This is a genomic window from Variovorax sp. UC122_21 (assembly GCF_044056785.1).
Lineage (GTDB): Bacteria > Pseudomonadota > Gammaproteobacteria > Burkholderiales > Burkholderiaceae_C > Variovorax.
Window position 1 is genome coordinate 2,018,610 of the sequence record NZ_CP172004.1, and the last position, 16,679, is coordinate 2,035,288.

Below are 16,679 nucleotides of genomic sequence, written 5' to 3' on the forward strand. Positions count from 1 at the left end.
GGCGCACAATCCGCCGCGAATCACAGCACACAGGACCGATGAGCCGCAGCCACCGCCAGTCTTATTCGCCCGCCATCGAGGCCGCCGCCGCCCGCGAGCCGCGGCGCCGCAAGGGCGACGCACCCGCGCATGCGCCGATGGCCTTCGACGCGGCATCGGCGCCCGCGACCTCCGCGCCTCCCACGAGGACCTGGCGCTCGACCGTGGTCGGCGCCGCCATCGGCTTCGGCATCGTGCTGGCGCTGGCCATGCAATGGCTCATGACCTGGCAGATCGACAGCGCGCAGCAGCGCCGCGAGCAGCAGAAGCAGCTGCGCGCGGCCGCCTCGCGCTGCTACGAGCAGGCGTCGAATGCCGCGGTGCAGGCCTGCCTCAAGGAGGTCGAGGCCAGGAGCGCGGCGGTCCAGCCCTGAAGCTTCAGCGCGCCGGCCGGATCGCCGACTTCGGACGGAAGGCCTTGCAGACCGAATCGTCGGTCTCGAGGTAGGGCCCGCCGATCAGGTCGATGCAGTAGGGCACGGCCGCGAAGATGCCGGGCACGAGCTGCGTGCCCTCGGCGTCCTTCAGGCCTTCGAGCGTTTCCGCGATGGACTTGGGCTGGCCGGGCAGGTTGATGATCAGGCTCCTGCCGCGGATCACCGCGACCTGGCGCGAGAGGATCGCGGTCGGCACGAAGCGCAGGCTGATCTGGCGCATCTGCTCGCCGAAGCCCGGCATCTCCTTGTGCGCCACGGCCAGCGTGGCCTCGGGCGTCACGTCACGCAGCGCGGGGCCGGTGCCGCCGGTGGTCAGCACCAGCGAGCAGCCGGCGTCGACCAGCTCGATCAGCGCGGCGCTGATGCCGGGGGCTTCGTCGGGGATCAGCCGGGGCTCGAAGTCGATCGGATTGCGGAGCGCGCGGCGCAGCCAGTCCTGCAGCGCGGGCAGGCCCTTGTCCTCGTAGGCGCCGCTCGAGGCGCGGTCGCTGATCGAGACGATGCCGATGCGTACTGGATCGGGTCCGCTCATGCATCTTCCTCCCGGCCCTGTTCCGCCGCGGCCGCCGCATGGTCGTCGCCGCCATGCACCGCGAGCTGCTCGCGCACGAGCTGGAACACCTCGCGGTAGGCCTTGCCCTGGCGCGGCGCCTCGCCGGCCGGGCCGGCCTTGATGTCCTTGCGCGCCTGGCGCACGAGGGCGCGCAGCTGCTGGGCATCGGTGGCCGGGTGGGTCTCGATCCAGCCGCCGAGCGCATCGTCGTCGGCGATCAGGCGGTCGCGCCAGCGCTCGGCCTCGTGCAGCAGCGCGGTCTCGGCGGCCGGCCCGCTGGCCTGCTCGGCCAGCGCGGCACGGATCGCCTCGACGGTGGGCTCGTCGAGCTTGCGCATCAGCTTGCCGATGAACTGCATCTGGCGGCGCTTGCCCTCGAAGTTGGTGATGCGTTTGGCCTCGCGGATCGCCTCGACCAGCTTCTCGTCGAGCGGCAGCGCGTCGAACAGCGCGGCGCGCAGGGTCATGAGCTCCTCGCCGAGCTTCTGCAGTTCGGCGCTCTCGCGCTTGAGGTCGGTGCGGCTGGCGTCATCGGTGCCCTTGAGCTCGCGCTTGAGCTCCAGGTCGAGTTCGCTGCCTTCGGCGACGAACTGGCCGCGGACGAAGTAGCCTTTTTTGGGTTTGCGGGACATGGGGATGGATTCTGTGCCGCGCCGCGCGGCGGTGCAACGCGGCGGGAGCGAGGGGAAAACGCTGCCAAACGGGAAACGGGGGGCGCAAGTATCATAGCCACCCACATGACGACCTCTTCCTCGCGCGCCGACTCCGGCTTCGCCTACAGCCGCTCCTTCTTCGAAAACCTGGTCGATTCGGCCCTGGCCCACGCCAAGAAGCTGGGGGCCACCAATGCGGGTGCCGAAGCCTCCGAGGGCTGCGGCCTCAGCGTCTCGGTGCGCAAGGGCGAGCTCGAGAACGTCGAGCGCAACCGCGACAAGTCGCTGGGCATCACCGTCTACGTCGGCCACCGGCGCGGCAATGCCAGCACCTCCGACTTCTCCGAGGCGGCCATCGCGCAGACCGTGCAGGCGGCCTACGACATCGCGCGCTTCACGGCCGAGGATCCGGTCAGCGGCCTGCCCGACGAGGCCGACATCGCCAAGGAGCATCCCGACCTCGACCTGTTCCACCCCTGGGAGGTCACGAGCGAGCAGGCCGCGAAGCTGGCGCTCGAATGCGAGGCGGCGGCGCTGTCGACCGACAAGCGCATCACCAACAGCGAGGGCGCGGGCGTCTCGGCCCAGCAGAGCCACTTCTTCAGCGCCCACACCCACGGTTTCCGCGGCGGCTACGCGAGTTCGCGCCACTCGATCTCGGTGGCGCCGATCGCCGGCAAGGGCGACAACATGCAGCGCGACGCCTGGTACAGCTCGATGCGCTCGGCCGACGAGCTCGCGAGCCCGCAGGCCGTGGGCCGCTATGCCGCAGAGCGCGCGCTGAGCCGGCTGAAGTCGCGCAAGATCAAGACGGTCGAGTGCCCGGTCCTGTTCGAGTCGCCGCTGGCCGCGGGCCTGCTCGGCGGGCTGGTGCAGGCCACCAGCGGCGGCGCGCTCTACCGTAAGAGCACCTTCCTGCTCGACTCGCTCGGCAAGCCCGTGCTGCCCTCGCACGTCGACGTGAGCGAAGACCCGCACGTGCTGCGCGGCAAGGGCAGCTCGCCCTTCGACGACGAGGGCGTGGTCACGCGGGCGCGCAAGGTGGTCGACGCGGGCCGGCTCGAGGGCTACTTCCTCTCGACCTACTCGGCGCGCAAGCTCGGCATGAAGACCACCGGCAATGCCGGCGGCTCGCACAACCTGGTGCTGAGCTCGCGACTCACGCAGGCCGGCGACGACCTCGACGCGATGCTGCAGAAGCTGGGCACCGGCCTGTTCGTCATCGAGCTGATGGGGCAGGGCGTGAACTACGTGACCGGCGACTACTCGCGCGGCGCCAGCGGCTTCTGGGTCGAGAAGGGCCGCATCGCGTTCCCGGTGGAGGAGATCACCATCGCCGGCAACCTCAAGGACATGCTGATGGGGATTGAAGCCATCGGGGCCGATGCTTACACTTTCGGCGCCAAGACGACGGGCTCGCTGCTGGTCAACCGCATGAAGGTCGCTGGCGCCTGAGCCCACGCGGCACGGGCGCCGCGGCGGCGGCACCGGGGTTCGAGCCTTGCCGATCCCCGGGGAGACAACAATGAGCAGAACACAGCGCGCCGCCCGCAAACCCGAGCTCGAACACGAACTGCTGCGCGACCCGCGCCTGGGCTTCGAGCCCGCGGGCGGCGGTACCGTGCGCTGCCTGCAGCACGGCGTGCCCTGGCCCTTCGACTGCTGGCACTACCACGACGAGTACGAGCTGCAGATCATCAACCGCACCACCGGCCAGGCCTTCGTGGGCAACCACATCGGCCGCTTCGAGCCCGGCTACGTGGCGCTGGTGGGTTCGCGGCTGCCGCACACCTGGATCTCCGACGACGTGCCCGCCGAGGGCATCGCCGACCGCAGCATGGTGATCCACTTCCGCGAGGAGCCGCTGCGCAAGGGCTCGGCGCTGTTCCCCGAGATCGACGCGGTGCTGCCGATGCTCGACCGCGCGCGCCGCGGCATCGAGTTTTTCGGCATCGGCGGAGTGGCGCGCGAGCGCTTCCAGCGCGTGCAGGCGCACGAGGGCATGGCGCGGCTGGCGGAGTTCATCGGCCTGCTGCACGAGCTCGCGCGCTGGGAGGACTGGCGCCTGATCTCGAGCGAGGACGAGCCCTCCGACGGCGATCCCGCCACCAGCACGCGCATGCGCCGCGTGCTCGACCACCTCGACGAGCACCTGGCCGAGGAGATCTCGCTGGCCTCGGTCAGCGCCATCGCGAACATGGCCGAGAGCAGCTTCTCGCGCTACTTCCACCGCCAGATGGGCAGCACCTTCACCGAGTTCGTGACCCGGCTGCGCATCGCCAAGGCCTGCCAGATGCTGCAGACCTCGGACCGCCTGGTCAGCGACATCTGCTACGAGGTCGGCTTCTTCAACATCGCCAACTTCAACCGCCGCTTCCTGCAGCACAAGGGCATGACGCCCAGCGCCTACCGCCAGCAGGCGCAGGAGCGCTTCGGGCTGCGCACGGTCCACTATCCGCCCACGACCCCGGTAAAACCCCAGTCGGCCTGGTCATGAAAGTACCAGTACCCCGTTTGGGGGGTACGCGGCACCGCTGAGCCGCTGCATACGCTTCACCCCGTCCCGTCGCTGTCGCGCCGCCCCCCGAAAGGGGCGCCCGGCACGGCGGGCTTGTTCCCCGGCTTCGGTCGGCGATCCGCAACAAGTTCAACGGAGACAAGCGATGTTCAAGGAATCCGCAGGGAGGCGCGCCCGCGTCCGCACGCTGCTCGTGGCGCTGCTGGCGGCCGGTGCCGCCGGTGCCGCACTGGCGCAGGCCGCGTCGTGCAAGGAGGACGTGCGGGTGCTGGCGCAGCCGCGTGACGGCCTGACCTTGCTCGAAAAGTACAAGGACGAGTTCAAGGCCCTGGCCGGCGCCTCGTTCAGCATCGACAACCTCAACGAGAACGACCGCCGCACCAAGACGCGCGCCGACGCCTCGACCGTGGGCAGAATACCACGTCTACTACGTCGACGAGGCCAACGTGCCGCTGTTCGCGCAGTCGAAGTGGATCGTGCCGCTCGCGAAGTACTACCCGGCCGACTACGACTACGCCGACTTCGATCCAGGCCGCCAGAAGGTCGCCACCTATGCGGGCGAGGCCTGGTTCGCGCCGCTGACCGGCGGCGGCGACCTGATGGTCTACCGCAAGGACCTGCTCGAGAAGGCCGGCATCAAGCCGCCGGCCACGCTCGAGGAGTTCGTGGCCGCCGCGAAGAAGCTCAACGACCCGGCCAACGGCGTCTACGGCGTGGCGCTGCGCGGCCAGCGCGGCTCGGGCGCCAACGTGTGGCGCTGGATGCCGTACTTCCGCGGCTACGGCGGCCAGTGGTTCGACGGCGACAAGCCGGTGTTCGACTCGCCCGCCGCGCTCAAGGCCACGCAGACCTACCTCGAGCTCTTCAAGTATTCGGCGCCCGGCACCAAGACCGGCGGCTGGGACGAGGCCACCGGCGCCTTCCTCGCGGGCAAGGTGGCGATGCTGGTCGAGTCGACCCCGCTCGCGGGCAATGCGCTCGATCCCAAGATGTCGACCGTGATCGGCAAGATCGCCTATGCGACGCCGCCCGCGCCGCTGACCGGCGGCGGCTACGGCCACGGCCTGGCGATCGGCGCCAAGGCCAACAAGAGCGAGGAGGCGAAGAAGTGCGCCGGCCTCTTCATCGCCTGGGCCACCTCGAAGAAGAACGAGCAGCGCCGCCTCGCCGAGGGCCAGTTCGGCGAACTGAACCGCACCAGCGTGCTGGGCAGTCCCGAGTTCTCCAAGCGCTATGGCGCGGACCTCGGCAAGGCGCTGGCCGACACCGGCAAGCTCACCGCGGTCAACTTCTGGCAGGACCCGGCCTGGCCCGACCTCGGCGACCGCTGGGGGATCATCCTCGAGGAGTTGATCACCGGTTCGCGCACCGACATCCAGGCCGGCCTCGACGAGCTCGACGGCTATGCGAAGCAGCTGATCGCGCGGCGCCGCAAGTGAGCCGCCCGGCCCCGCGTTCCTTGCGAGTCCCGCGATGACCCTTCACAAGACCCGATTGCCGCTCGTCTTCATCGGCCCCGGCCTGCTCGTGCTCGCGGTGCTGGCGCTGGTGCCCACCGTGTTCGCCATCGCCGTGTCGCTGCAGGACCGCGAGCTCGGCCAGTCCGACATCGGCTGGGTGTGGTTCTCCAACTACCTGCAGCTGTTCTCGGACCGGCGTTTCCTCAACGCGGTCGGCGTCTCGCTGACCTGGGAACTGCTGACCGTGAGCGCCACGATGGGGCTCGCGGTGCTGCTCGGCGTGCTGCTGTTCCAGAGCGCCACGCCGCGCTGGCGCAACCTGCTGTGCATGCTGTTCATCGTGCCGGTGCTACTGCCCGCGCGTGTCGGCCGCCTTCGTCTGGAAGTTCGCCTTCCATCCGCTGTTCGGCCTCTTGACCTGGCCCTACAAGGCGATCACCGGCGAGCCGCTGGACCTGCTCGCGCAGCCGCTCACGGCGCTGCTCACGGTGGCTTTCGTCGATGTCTGGCAGTGGGGCCTGTTCTTCGCGGTGATCGTGCTCAAGCTGCTCGAGACCCTGCCGCCGCAGCCCTTCGAGGCGGCGCGCATGGACCATGCGAAGCCCTGGGAGGTCTACGCCTTCGTCGCGCTGCCGATGCTGCGCGCGCCGCTCATCAGCCTGAGCTTCGTGAAGATGATCGAGTCGCTGCGCGCCTTCGACCTGATCTACGTGATGACGCGCGGCGGCCCCGGCATCTCGACCGAGACCCTCGACATGTACGCCTTCTCGCAAGGCTTCATCGAGTCGGGTCGCATCTCCTACGCCTCGAGCATGGCCGTGCTGATGATGGTGGCCTCGACCGTGGCCTTCACCTACCTCTGGAAATGGACCCGGCCCGCATGAACTCCGCCACGACTTCCGCCGCACCCGTGCTGCGCGCCGGCGATGCGCCCGCCATCCGCCCGGCCGCGCGCCGGCGCCCGGGCCTCGGCACCCTGGTGGCGCGGCTGGTGCTCGCCGCCGCCGCGCTCTCGGCGCTGGTGCCGGTGCTCTGGACCTTCCTCAACTCGTTCAAGAACCGGGTCGACATCGTCTCGGCGACGCCGAAGTTCTTTTTCACGCCCACGCTCGAGAACTACGCCTACGTGCTGGGCCGCGAGGCGGTGGCGCAGGGGCTCGTCAACTCGCTCGTGGTGGTGGGCTCGGCGGTGCTGATCGGCGCGCTGCTGGGCCTGCCCGCGGCCTATGCGCTGGCGCGCTACCCGGTGCGGCGCGCCGACGACATCCAGTTCTTCGTGCTGTCGATGCGCTTCCTGCCGCCGGTGGCGGTGGCGATCCCGCTGATGGTGATCTGGCTGCAGCTCGAGCTCTACGACACGCGCATCGCGCTGATCGTGACCTACACGCTGCTCACGCTGTCGACCGTGATCTGGCTCGCGATCCCGGCTTTCAAGGCGGTGCCCCGGGAGGTGGAGGAGGCCGGCCGCGTCGACGGCTACGGCCCCTACGCGATCTTCCTCAAGGTGGCGCTGCCGATCGCCGCGCGCTCGCTGGTCGGTGCCATCGCCTTCGGCTTCGTGCTGGTGTGGAACGAGTTCCTGATCGCGCTGATGCTGACCACCTCGGACGCCAAGACGCTGCCCATCGTGGCCTCGGAGCTGAGCCAGCTCGGGCGCGACGTGCCCTGGGGCATCTTGAATGCCTCCGTGATCCTGCTGTCGCTGCCGCCGCTCCTGATGATCGGCGTGCTCAGCGGCTTCCTCAACGCGGCGTTCAAGCGCAAGCGCGACGCGGCATGAAGGCCGCACGCCCCCTTCCCGAAGAAAGAACGAACGACATGTCCGCGATCAGCTGCCACCAGATCATCAAGCGCTACGGCGACACCCAGGTGGTGCACCAGTTCGACCTCGACGTCTGCGACAACGAGTTCGTCGTCTTCCTCGGCCCCTCGGGCTGCGGCAAGTCGACCATCCTGCGCATGCTCGCGGGCCTGGAGGACATCAGCGGCGGCGAGCTGCTGATCGGCGGCACGCGCGTCAACGACCTGCCGCCGCAGGAGCGCGGCATCGCGATGGTGTTCCAGAACTACGCGCTCTATCCGCACATGAGCGTGCGCGACAACATCGCCTTCGGGCTCAAGCGCCTGAAGGTGCCGAAGAGCGAGATCGCGCGCCGCGTGAAGGAGGTGTCGGACACGCTGGGCCTGGAGCGCTACCTCGAGCGCCGGCCGACCGAGCTCTCGGGCGGCCAGCAGCAGCGCGTGGCGATCGCGCGCGCAATGATCAAGACGCCCAGGGTGTTCCTGTTCGACGAGCCGCTGTCGAACCTCGACGCCAAGCTGCGCAACCACATGCGCGTGGAGATCGCGCGGCTGCACCAGACGCTGCGAACCACCACGGTCTACGTCACGCACGACCAGCACGAGGCCATGACCCTGGCCGACCGCATCGTGCTGCTGCGCGACGGCCGCATCGAGCAGGTGGGCACGCCGCGCGAGATCTACGAGAACCCGCGCTCGGCCTTCGTGGCCGGCTTCATCGGCACGCCGCCGATGAACCTGCTCGAGATGACGGTGGCGCACGGCGACGGCGGTGCCGTGCTGCGCGGGCACGGCGGCACGGTGCGCGTGGATGCGCGCCGCTTCGCGCTCGAGGGGCGCGAGCGCGTCACGCTCGGCATCCGGCCGGCCCACCTGCTGGCGCTGCCCGACGACGCGGGCGCCTTCGTGGGCGAGGTGCAGCTGGTGGAGTATCTCGGCAACGAGGTGCTCGTGAGCATCGGTGACGCCCCCGGCAGCGAGATCGCCGCGCTGGTGCATTCGGCGCGCGCGCCGCGGCTCGGCGAGCGCGTGCGCTTCGGCATCGACGCGGCCCAGCTCCACCTGTTCGACGCGCAGACCGGCGCCTCGCTGCGGCGCGACGCGGTGGCGCCGCTGCACTGAACCCCTTCATCGACTTTCCTCTCAGAAACACCCGTCCTCCATGAAAGCCCTTGTCCTCGAGAAAGCCCACGAACTCGCGCTGCGCGAGATCGCGCTGCCGCCGCAACCGGTCGGCCCGCGCGACGTGAAGATCCGCATGCACACCGTCGGCGTCTGCGGCAGCGACGTCCACTACTACCAGCACGGCGGCATCGGGCCCTACGTGGTCGACGCGCCGATGATCCTCGGCCACGAGGCCTCGGGCACGGTGGCCGAGGTCGGCGCCGAGGTCACGCATCTGCGGCCCGGCGACCGGGTCTGCATGGAGCCCGGCATTCCGCAGCTCGACTCGCGCGCGGTGCGCGAGGGCATCTACAACCTCGACCCGGCCGTGCGCTTCTGGGCCACGCCGCCGATCCATGGCTGCCTCACACCCTACGTGGTGCATCCGGCGGCCTTCACCTTCCGCCTGCCCGACAACGTGAGCTTCGCCGAGGGCGCGATCGTCGAGCCGCTGGCGATCGGCCTGCAGGCCGCGAAGAAGGCCGTGCTCAAGCCCGGCGACGTGGCGGTGGTGGTGGGCGCCGGCACCATCGGCGCGATGACCGTGCTGGCCGCGCTCGCGGGCGGCGCGGCGCGCGCGTGATCCTGGCCGACCTGGTGCCCGAGAAGCTCGCGCTGTTCGCCGGCAACCCGGCCGTGAGCACGGTGAACATCCGCGAGCGCAAGCTGGCGGACGCGGTGCGCGAGCTGACCGACGGCTGGGGCGCCAATGCGGTGTTCGAGGCCAGCGGCAGCGTGCGCGCCTTCGAAGGCATCTTCGAGCTCGCCTGCCCCGGCGGCTGCGTGGTGCTGGTCGGCATTCCACCGGCGCCGGTGGCCTTCGACATCGTCGCGATCCAGGCGAAGGAGCTGCGCATCGAGTCGGTGTTCCGCTACGCCAACATCTTCCCCGCGCGCGCTCGCGTTGATCGCCTCGGGCCAGGTCGACGTCAGGCCCTTCATCTCGCGCACCTTCGCGTTCGAGGACGGCATCCGCGCCTTCGAGGAGGCCGCGGCGGGGCGGGCGACGGACGTGAAGATCCAGATCGAGTTTCCGGCCGAGGCCTGAGCGGCGCCGGGCCCCGCGGCCCGGCGTGCAAGGGAAAACGCCGGGGCGGCGCGGCAAAACGCGCCGCTACATTGGGGCGCATCTTTTTTTCGAGCCGCGCTTCCCCGATGCCCCCTCGCTTTCGCAATGCCGTGCTGACGGGCGCCTGTGGCGGCCTGGGCCAGGCCTTGGCGCGCGGGCTGATCGCCGACGGCACGCGCGTGGCGCTGGTGGGGCTCGACCGCGAACGGCTGCGCGCGCTCGAGGCACTGGCGCCCGGGCGCTGCGCGGTCTACACGCCCGACGTGGCCGACACGGTGGCGATGCAGGCCATGGCCGCCGACTGGATGGCCCGGGCCGGCACGCCCGACCTGGTGATCGCCAACGCGGGCGTGGCCGGCGGCTTCGACACCGCGCAGGCCGAGGACCTCGCGGTGCTGCGCCGCATGCTCGAGATCAACCTGCTGGGCGCCGCGACCACCTTCCAGCCCTTCGTGGCCGCGATGCGCGGCGAGGCGCGCGGCGCGCTGGTCGGCATGGCCAGCATCGCGGGCTGGCGCGGCATGCCGGGCAACGGCGCCTACTGCGCGAGCAAGGCCGGGCTGATCCGCTACCTCGAGAGCCTGCGCGCCGAGCTGCGCGGCAGCGGCGTCGGGGTGCACACGGTGAGCCCGGGCTACATCCGCACCGCGCTGACCGCCGGCAACCGCTTCGCGATGCCGGGGCTGCTCGAGCCCGAGGAGGCCGCGCGCCGCACGCTCGCGGCGGTGGCCGCGGGCCGCGAGCGCATCGTGCCTGCCGCGGCGCATCGGCTGGCTCTCGAAGGCCCTCGATTGCCTGCCCGAGGCACTGCATGACCGGCTCTTGCGCGGCCAGCCGCGCAAGCCGCGCGCGGGCGAGGCCGGCGCCACGCCGATCCCCGGGCTGCCACCCTTTTCATCACCGCCCTCGCCGAAGGAAGGCTAGCCGCCAACGTGACAGTGACAGTGCCCACCCACGAACAGATCGCGCTGATCGGCGCCGGCCCCTCGGGCCTCGCCGGTGCCCGCAACCTGCAGAAGCACGGCATTCCCTTCCAGGGTTTCGAGGCGCACAGCGACGTGGGCGGGCTGTGGGACATCGACAACCCGCGCTCCACGGTCTACCACTCGGCGCACCTGATCTCGAGCAAGAGGACCACCGAGTTCAGCGAATTCCCGATGCCCGACACGGTGGCCGACTACCCGAGCCACCGCGAGCTGCGCCGCTACTTCAGCGACTTCGCCACGCGTTTCGGGTTGCGCGAGCACTACCGCTTCGGCACGCGCGTGCTGCGCGTGGAACCGACCTCGGACGCACCCGACACCACCTGGCAGGTCAGCGTGGGACCGGCCGACGGCGATGGCGAGGAGGGCGTGGAGACCTTCGAATTCAAGGGCGTGGTGATCGCCAACGGCACGCTGTCCGAGCCCAAGCATCCGCGCTTCGACGGCCACTTCGAGGGCGAATTGCTGCACACCAGCGACTACAAGCATGCCGAGATCTTCAAGGGCAAGCGGGTGCTGATCGTGGGCGCGGGCGACTCGGGCTGCGACATCGCGGTCGACGCGGTGCACTACGCGAAGTGCGTCGACATCTCGGTGCGGCGCGGCTACTACTTCGTGCCCAAGTACGTGTTCGGCAAGCCGGCCGACACGCTCGGCGGCAAGAAGCCGCTGCCGCCATGGCTCAAGCAGCGGCTGGACGCCAAGGTGCTGCAGTGGTTCACCGGCGACCCCACGCGCTTCGGCTTTCCGAAGCCCGACTACCGCATGTACGAGTCGCACCCGATCGTCAATTCGCTGATCCTGCACCACATCGGCCATGGCGACATCGCGGTGCGCGCCGACGTCGAGCGGCTGGCCGGCCACACCGTGTACTTCAAGGACGGCGGCACGCGCGACTACGACCTGATCCTCACCGCCACCGGCTATGCGCTGCACTATCCGTTCATCGACCGCGCGCTGCTCGACTGGCAGGGCATGGCGCCACGGCTGTACCTCAACATCTTCTCGCCGCGCTTCGAGAACCTTGCCGTGCTCGGCATGATCGAGGCCAGCGGCATCGGCTGGCAGGGGCGCTACGAGCAGGCCGAGCTGGTGGCGCGCTATCTGCGCGCGCAGGCGGCGGGCTCGCCCAAGGCCGCGGCGCTGCGCGCGGCCGCCAAGGGACCGCCGCCCGACCTCTCGGGCGGCTACAAATACCTGCAGCTCGAGCGCATGGCCTACTACGTGCACAAGGACACCTACCGCGCCGCGGTGCGCGCTGCCTCGGCGGCGCTGGCCGATCCGGGCTGAGCCGACGAAGAAAAGGACACGCGCCCATGCTGCCCGTCGACGAGATCCGCCTGCACTTCAATCCGGCCTCGCTGGTGCTGCTCAACGTGGTGCTGGGCTTCCTGATGTTCGGCATCGCGCTCGACACGCGCATCGAGGACTTCAAGCGCGTGGCGCGCATGCCCGGCGCGATGGCGGTGGGCATCGGCGCGCAGTTCGTCGTGCTGCCGGCCGTGACCTTCGCGCTCACGCTGGTCCTCAAGCCGGCCCCGAGCATCGCGCTCGGCATGATCCTGGTGGCCTGCTGCCCGCCGGGCAACATCTCGCAGATCCTCACCCACCGCGCGGGCGGCAACGTGGCGCTGTCGGTGTCGATGACCGCGATCTCGAACGCGCTGTCGATCGTGCTGATGCCGCTGAACTTCGCCTTCTGGGGCGGGCTGCATCCGAGCGCCGCGCCGCTGCTCCAGACCATCGCGCTCGATCCGCTCGACATGCTGGGCCACATCGTGATGATCATCGGCATCCCCTTCGTGCTCGGCGTGACCTGCGCGCACCGGCTGCCGGGGCTCACGGCGCGCATCAAGAAGCCGGCGCGGATCCTGAGCTTCCTCGCGCTGATCGCCTTCATCGTCGGCGCGATCGCGGGCAACTGGCGCTACTTCCTCGACTACGTGGGGCTGGTGCTGCTGGCCGTGGTGCTGCACGATGCGCTGGCCTTCGGCACCGGCTACCTCTGCGCGCGGCTGTCGGGGCTGGCCGACTACGACCGGCGCGCGGTGGCGATCGAGGTCGGCATCCGCAACGCGGGGCTCGGGCTGGTGCTGATCTTCAGCTTCTTCGGCGGGCTCGGCGGCATGGCCGTGGTGGCCGGCGTCTGGGGCTTCTGGGACATCATCGCGGGCCTCGCGCTCGCGAGCTGGTGGGGCCGCCGGCCCGCACGGCCATGACGGCCGCCGCGCGCCGCGTGCTGGTGACCGGGGCCGACGGCTTCCTGGGCCGCGGCGTGCTCGCCGCGCTCGCGCCGCGGCTCGGCCATGGGCAGCTCGAGGGCCTGGTGGCGCTCGACGTGCGCGAGGTGCCGCGCGAGCGCCGGCTGCCGGGCGTGGCCTACCTGGCGCAGGACGTGCGCGAGGCCGGCATCGGCAAGGCCTTCGCCGACCATGCCATCGACACCGTGGTGCACCTGGCCTCGATCGTCACGCCGGGCAGGGACTCGAACCGCGAGTTCGAGCATTCGGTCGACGTGGGCGGCACGCGCAACGTGCTCAAGGCCTGCACCATGTACCGGGTCGCGCACATCGTGGTGTCGTCGAGCGGCGCGGCCTACGGCTACCACGCCGACAACCCGGCCTGGATCGACGAGCGCCAGCCGCTGCGCGGCAACGCGGTGTTCGCCTATGCCGACCACAAGCGCCAGGTCGAGGAGCTGCTGGCCGACTGGCGCGCGCGCCATCCCTCGCTGGCGCAGACGGTGCTGCGCATCGGCACCATCCTCGGCGAGCGGGTCGACAACCAGATCACGGCGCTGTTCGAGAAGCGGCGGCTGATCGCGATCCGCGGCAGCGCGAGTCCCTTCGTCTTCGTCTGGGACGAGGACGTGACCGGCGCCATCGCCCATGCGCTCGAGGGCGGCGCGCCGGCCGGCTGCTACAACCTCGCGGGCGACGGCGCGCTGCCGATCCACGAGATCGCGGCGCGCCTGGGCAAGCGCACCATCGACTTTCCCGCGGGCGTGCTCAAGACGGCGCTGGCGGTGGGCTCGGCGCTCGGCGTGAGCCGCTACGGGCCCGAGCAGCTCGATTTCCTGCGCTACCGGCCGGTGCTGTCGAACACCGCGCTGAAGGAGCGCTTCGGCTATCGCCCGCGCAAGACCAGCGCCGAGGCCTTCGAGGCCTTCGTGGCGGCGCGCGCGGCGCAGGGGCGGCCGGTCACGCGCGAGGCCTAGGTTTTTTCGACGGGTTCGAGCAGGTAGGCGAGCATGCGCCGCGCGTTCAGCGGCAGCTCCTCCGAATTGCGCACGCAGGCCATCAAGGTGCGCTCGGCCCAGGCGTCGGCCAGCGAGGCGCGCGCGATCTTCATCGAACGCGCGCAGCGCGCGGCCGCGGTCTGCGGCAGGATGCCCACGCCGATACCCTGCTCGACCATGCGGCACACGGCCTCGAAGTTGCGCACCCGCACGCGGTAGGACAGGTGGCGCCCGAGCGCGCGCGCATGCATGGTCACGAGCTGCTGCAGCGCGCTGTCGGCGGGCAGGCCGACGAACTCGCTGTCGACCACCTCGGCCAGCTTCACGCGCCGGCGCCCGGCCAGCGCATGGCCGCGCGGCATCACCAGCACCAGGTCGTCGCGCCGGAACGGATGGCATTCGAGGCCCTCGGTGTCGATGGCGTCGGAGACGATGCCGATGTCGCACAGGCCGGCACGCAGCGCCTCCACGGTGTCGGGGCTGGGCCGTTCCTCGAGGTCGATCGACACCCGCGGATGCTGCGCCAGGAAGCGCGCCAGCACCTCGGGCAGGTGCTCGGTCAGCGCCGAGGTGCCGCAGAGGAAGCGCACGTGGCCCTTGAGGCCCTGGCCGTATTCGCCGAGCTCGCCGCGCAGCCGCTCCATCTGCTGCAGCACCACGCGCGCATGGTGCAGCAGGGTGCGGCCGGCCTCGGTGGGGCGCACGCCCTGGGCATGGCGCGTGAGCAGCGGGGTGCCGAGCGCATCCTCCATGCCGCGCACGCGCTGGCTGGCCGAGGCCAGCGTCATGTGCGAGCGCTGCGCGCCGGCGGTCAGGCTGCCGGCCTCGACGACGTGGAGGAAGAGCCGCAGGTCGGTGAGATCGAATCGCATGGTGAGCCCGCAAGGTAGCACGCCGGCCTCAGTCTGTGCCTGAGGCTCGCTGCGCGAATGCCGGATTCCCGGCCGGCGCCGCGGCCGGCAGACTGCGCGCCGATGACGTCTTCCTCCTTCTCGAACGAACTGGCCGGCCTCGCGGGGCACGGCTTCGCCGCCGCGGCGGTCTTCCTGCTGGCCGGCGTGATCAAGGGCGTGATCGGCCTCGGGCTGCCGACGGTGTCGATGGGCCTGCTCGCGCTGTGGATGCGGCCGGTGCAGGCGGCGGCGCTGCTGATCGTGCCTTCGCTGGTCACCAACGTCTGGCAGACCGGGCCGCGCGCGACTTTCCTGCCGGTGCTGCGGCGCATCGGCGGCATGCAGGCCGGCATCGTGGCGGGCACGCTGGGCGGCGCCTGGTGGCTGGGCGTGCCGGCCGGCGCCTGGGCCTCCGTGGCGCTCGGCGTGGCGCTGGTGGCCTATGCGCTGTGGGGGCTGACCGGGCGGCAACTGAAGGTGGCGCCCGCGCACGAGCGCTGGCTCGGACCGCTTGTCGGCATCGCGACCGGGCTGGTGACGGCCGTGACCGGTGTGTTCGTGGTGCCGGCCGTGCCCTACCTGCAGGCGCTGGGCTTCCAGCGCGACGCGCTGATCCAGGCGATGGGCATCTCGTTCACCACCTCGACCGTGGTGCTGGCGATCGGGCTCGCGGGCAACGGCGGCTATCCGCTGGCGGTGCTCGGCGGCTCGGCGTTGATGCTGGTGCCGGCGATCGTGGGGATGGTGCTGGGCACCTGGCTGCGCCAGCGGCTGCCGGTGCCGGTGTTCAGGCGCTGCTTCCTGGTCGGGCTGGGGCTGCTCGGTGCCTACATGGCCGTGCGGGCCATGGGATGAGCGCGCTGGGGTTCGTTCAGCCCGCGGCCACGGGCTGGGCCGCCGCCAGGGCCTGCGCGGCGCGCACGCGCTCGATGGCCTGGCGGTAGGGCAGGGCGTAGCCGTCGATCGGCGCCTCGGGCGCCAGCCAGCTGAACGAGAACACCAGGCCGTCCTCTTCGGGGCTGCCCATGGCCACGTGGTCGAAGTGCTCGGGCAGCGGCCCTTCGGCATGGATCAGGAACAGGTGCCACAGCTGCGGATGGCGGTGGGTGTTGCCCTCGACGCCGGCCTCGCAGTCGCGCTGCAGGGTGCCCAGCGAGACCAGCGCGCCGGCATGGTCGATGCCCGATTCCTCGAGCAGCTCGCGCCGCACCGCGAACTCGGGCGACTCGCCCGGTTCGATGGTGCCCTTGGGCAGCTGCATGTTGCCGTCCTCGGGATGGCTGAACACCAGCAGCCGGCCGCGCGCGTCGACCAGGCAGGCGCAGGCCTTCGGGATCGCGGCGGTCTCGGTGCAGGCGGTCATGGCGATCAGGCGCCGGTCAGCGCGGCCTTGACCGCGGCGCTCACCAGGCCCATGTCGGCCTTGCCGGCCAGGCGCGTCTTGACCGCACCCATCACCTTGCCCATGTCGCCCGGGCCCGCGGCGCCGAGCTCGGCCACGATGGCCTTGACCTCGGCGGCGATCTCGTCGGCGCCCAGGCGCTGCGGCAGGTAGACCTCGAGCACCTTGATCTCGGCCGCTTCCTTGTCGGCCAGGTCGGTGCGGCCGCCCTGGGTGAAGGCGGTGACCGAGTCCTTGCGCTGCTTCACCAGCTTGTCGACGATGGCCACGACCATGGCGTCGTCGAGCTCGACGCGCTCGTCGACTTCCTTCTGCTTGAGCGCGGCCAGCAGCAGCCGGATCGTGCCCAGGCGCTCGGAGTCCTTGGCGCGCATCGCGGTCTTCATGTCTTCGGTGATCTGTTCTTTGAGGCTCATGGGGTCTCCTGCGGGAAAAAACAAAGCCGCGGCAGGTTTCCCTGGCGCGGCTGG

General features: G+C 70.7%; 14 protein-coding genes and 4 pseudogenes. 13 read left to right on the forward strand and 5 right to left on the reverse strand.

Going from position 1 to position 16,679, the window contains the following annotated elements:
* Nucleotides 1–38: 38 nt before the first annotated feature.
* Nucleotides 39–413: a hypothetical protein gene (locus tag ACHMXE_RS21885; protein ID WP_395351240.1), complete on the forward strand. Its 375-nt coding sequence runs from the start codon at nt 39–41 to the stop codon at nt 411–413.
* Nucleotides 414–417: 4 nt separating this feature from the next.
* Here ACHMXE_RS21885 and mog read toward each other — a convergent pair whose 3' ends face one another.
* Both mog and yjgA read right to left on the reverse strand, forming a co-directional pair.
* Nucleotides 418–1,008 carry a molybdopterin adenylyltransferase gene (mog, locus tag ACHMXE_RS21890; RefSeq protein ID WP_395351241.1) on the reverse strand — a complete coding sequence of 197 codons (591 nt, stop codon included), beginning with the start codon at nt 1,006–1,008 and terminating at the stop codon, nt 418–420.
* Nucleotides 1,005–1,661 (reverse strand): ribosome biogenesis factor YjgA, encoded by a 657-nt coding sequence (yjgA, locus tag ACHMXE_RS21895; RefSeq protein WP_203201948.1) that lies wholly within the window; start codon nt 1,659–1,661, stop codon nt 1,005–1,007. Before yjgA ends, mog begins: the two co-directional genes overlap by 4 nt.
* A 105-nt stretch (nt 1,662–1,766) precedes the next feature.
* On the opposite strand from yjgA, the gene pmbA reads away from it, so the two are divergent.
* From pmbA to ACHMXE_RS21950, 11 genes and pseudogenes are all read left to right on the forward strand, one after another.
* Nucleotides 1,767–3,137, forward strand: a complete 1,371-nt coding sequence (gene pmbA, locus ACHMXE_RS21900) for a metalloprotease PmbA (RefSeq protein WP_203201947.1) — start codon at nt 1,767–1,769, stop codon at nt 3,135–3,137.
* Between the two features lie 70 nt (nt 3,138–3,207).
* Entirely contained in the window at nt 3,208–4,179 is a 972-nt protein-coding gene (locus ACHMXE_RS21905; RefSeq protein WP_395351242.1) for a helix-turn-helix domain-containing protein, read from the forward strand.
* A 166-nt stretch (nt 4,180–4,345) separates the two neighbouring features.
* Nucleotides 4,346–5,639: pseudogene (locus ACHMXE_RS21910) on the forward strand (ABC transporter substrate-binding protein).
* A gap of 34 nt (nt 5,640–5,673) precedes the next feature.
* Nucleotides 5,674–6,544: pseudogene (locus ACHMXE_RS21915) on the forward strand (carbohydrate ABC transporter permease).
* On the forward strand, nt 6,541–7,440 hold the full coding sequence (locus ACHMXE_RS21920) for a carbohydrate ABC transporter permease (RefSeq protein ID WP_395351243.1): 900 nt from the start codon (nt 6,541–6,543) through the stop codon (nt 7,438–7,440). The pseudogene ACHMXE_RS21915 and the gene ACHMXE_RS21920 overlap by 4 nt, the downstream one beginning before the upstream one ends.
* 38 nt (nt 7,441–7,478) lie before the next feature.
* Entirely contained in the window at nt 7,479–8,582 is a 1,104-nt protein-coding gene (locus ACHMXE_RS21925; RefSeq protein WP_395351244.1) for an ABC transporter ATP-binding protein, read from the forward strand.
* Nucleotides 8,583–8,622: 40 nt separating this feature from the next.
* Nucleotides 8,623–9,672: pseudogene (locus ACHMXE_RS21930) on the forward strand (NAD(P)-dependent alcohol dehydrogenase).
* A 185-nt stretch (nt 9,673–9,857) separates the two neighbouring features.
* Nucleotides 9,858–10,508 (forward strand): annotated as a pseudogene (locus tag ACHMXE_RS21935) (SDR family NAD(P)-dependent oxidoreductase); the annotation flags it as partial.
* Between the two features lie 117 nt (nt 10,509–10,625).
* Nucleotides 10,626–11,966 carry a flavin-containing monooxygenase gene (locus ACHMXE_RS21940; RefSeq protein WP_395351245.1) on the forward strand — a complete coding sequence of 447 codons (1,341 nt, stop codon included), beginning with the start codon at nt 10,626–10,628 and terminating at the stop codon, nt 11,964–11,966.
* A 26-nt stretch (nt 11,967–11,992) separates the two neighbouring features.
* Complete coding sequence (locus ACHMXE_RS21945; RefSeq protein ID WP_395351246.1) at nt 11,993–12,895, forward strand: bile acid:sodium symporter family protein; 903 nt, start codon at nt 11,993–11,995, stop codon at nt 12,893–12,895.
* A complete protein-coding gene (locus ACHMXE_RS21950) occupies nt 12,892–13,893 on the forward strand; it encodes an NAD-dependent epimerase/dehydratase family protein (protein ID WP_395351247.1) in 1,002 nt (333 codons plus the stop codon). The genes ACHMXE_RS21945 and ACHMXE_RS21950 overlap by 4 nt, the downstream gene beginning before the upstream one ends.
* Here ACHMXE_RS21950 and ACHMXE_RS21955 read toward each other — a convergent pair.
* Nucleotides 13,890–14,786 (reverse strand): LysR family transcriptional regulator, encoded by an 897-nt coding sequence (locus ACHMXE_RS21955; RefSeq protein WP_395351248.1) that lies wholly within the window; start codon nt 14,784–14,786, stop codon nt 13,890–13,892. The genes ACHMXE_RS21950 and ACHMXE_RS21955 overlap by 4 nt on opposite strands.
* Before the next feature lie 102 nt (nt 14,787–14,888).
* On the opposite strand from ACHMXE_RS21955, the gene ACHMXE_RS21960 reads away from it, so the two are divergent.
* Nucleotides 14,889–15,662, forward strand: a complete 774-nt coding sequence (locus ACHMXE_RS21960; protein ID WP_395351249.1) for a sulfite exporter TauE/SafE family protein — start codon at nt 14,889–14,891, stop codon at nt 15,660–15,662.
* Between the two features lie 16 nt (nt 15,663–15,678).
* On the opposite strand, the gene ACHMXE_RS21965 is transcribed toward ACHMXE_RS21960, so the two are convergent.
* Nucleotides 15,679–16,170 carry an NUDIX domain-containing protein gene (locus ACHMXE_RS21965; protein ID WP_395351250.1) on the reverse strand — a complete coding sequence of 164 codons (492 nt, stop codon included), beginning with the start codon at nt 16,168–16,170 and terminating at the stop codon, nt 15,679–15,681.
* Between the two features lie 5 nt (nt 16,171–16,175).
* A complete protein-coding gene (locus ACHMXE_RS21970) occupies nt 16,176–16,625 on the reverse strand; it encodes a GatB/YqeY domain-containing protein (RefSeq protein ID WP_093339432.1) in 450 nt (149 codons plus the stop codon).
* Nucleotides 16,626–16,679 lie beyond the last annotated feature (54 nt).

What these genes read in the sequence shown, in the direction of transcription:
- ACHMXE_RS21885 (WP_395351240.1), top strand. Translation starts at nt 39, where the DNA reads ATGAGCCGCAGCCACCGCCAGTCTTATTCGCCCGCCATCGAGGCCGCC.
- mog (WP_395351241.1), bottom strand. Translation starts at nt 1,008, where the DNA reads ATGAGCGGACCCGATCCAGTACGCATCGGCATCGTCTCGATCAGCGAC.
- yjgA (WP_203201948.1), bottom strand. Translation starts at nt 1,661, where the DNA reads ATGTCCCGCAAACCCAAAAAAGGCTACTTCGTCCGCGGCCAGTTCGTC.
- pmbA (WP_203201947.1), top strand. Translation starts at nt 1,767, where the DNA reads ATGACGACCTCTTCCTCGCGCGCCGACTCCGGCTTCGCCTACAGCCGC.
- ACHMXE_RS21905 (WP_395351242.1), top strand. Translation starts at nt 3,208, where the DNA reads ATGAGCAGAACACAGCGCGCCGCCCGCAAACCCGAGCTCGAACACGAA.
- ACHMXE_RS21920 (WP_395351243.1), top strand. Translation starts at nt 6,541, where the DNA reads ATGAACTCCGCCACGACTTCCGCCGCACCCGTGCTGCGCGCCGGCGAT.
- ACHMXE_RS21925 (WP_395351244.1), top strand. Translation starts at nt 7,479, where the DNA reads ATGTCCGCGATCAGCTGCCACCAGATCATCAAGCGCTACGGCGACACC.
- ACHMXE_RS21945 (WP_395351246.1), top strand. Translation starts at nt 11,993, where the DNA reads ATGCTGCCCGTCGACGAGATCCGCCTGCACTTCAATCCGGCCTCGCTG.
- ACHMXE_RS21950 (WP_395351247.1), top strand. Translation starts at nt 12,892, where the DNA reads ATGACGGCCGCCGCGCGCCGCGTGCTGGTGACCGGGGCCGACGGCTTC.
- ACHMXE_RS21955 (WP_395351248.1), bottom strand. Translation starts at nt 14,786, where the DNA reads ATGCGATTCGATCTCACCGACCTGCGGCTCTTCCTCCACGTCGTCGAG.
- ACHMXE_RS21960 (WP_395351249.1), top strand. Translation starts at nt 14,889, where the DNA reads ATGACGTCTTCCTCCTTCTCGAACGAACTGGCCGGCCTCGCGGGGCAC.
- ACHMXE_RS21965 (WP_395351250.1), bottom strand. Translation starts at nt 16,170, where the DNA reads ATGACCGCCTGCACCGAGACCGCCGCGATCCCGAAGGCCTGCGCCTGC.
- ACHMXE_RS21970 (WP_093339432.1), bottom strand. Translation starts at nt 16,625, where the DNA reads ATGAGCCTCAAAGAACAGATCACCGAAGACATGAAGACCGCGATGCGC.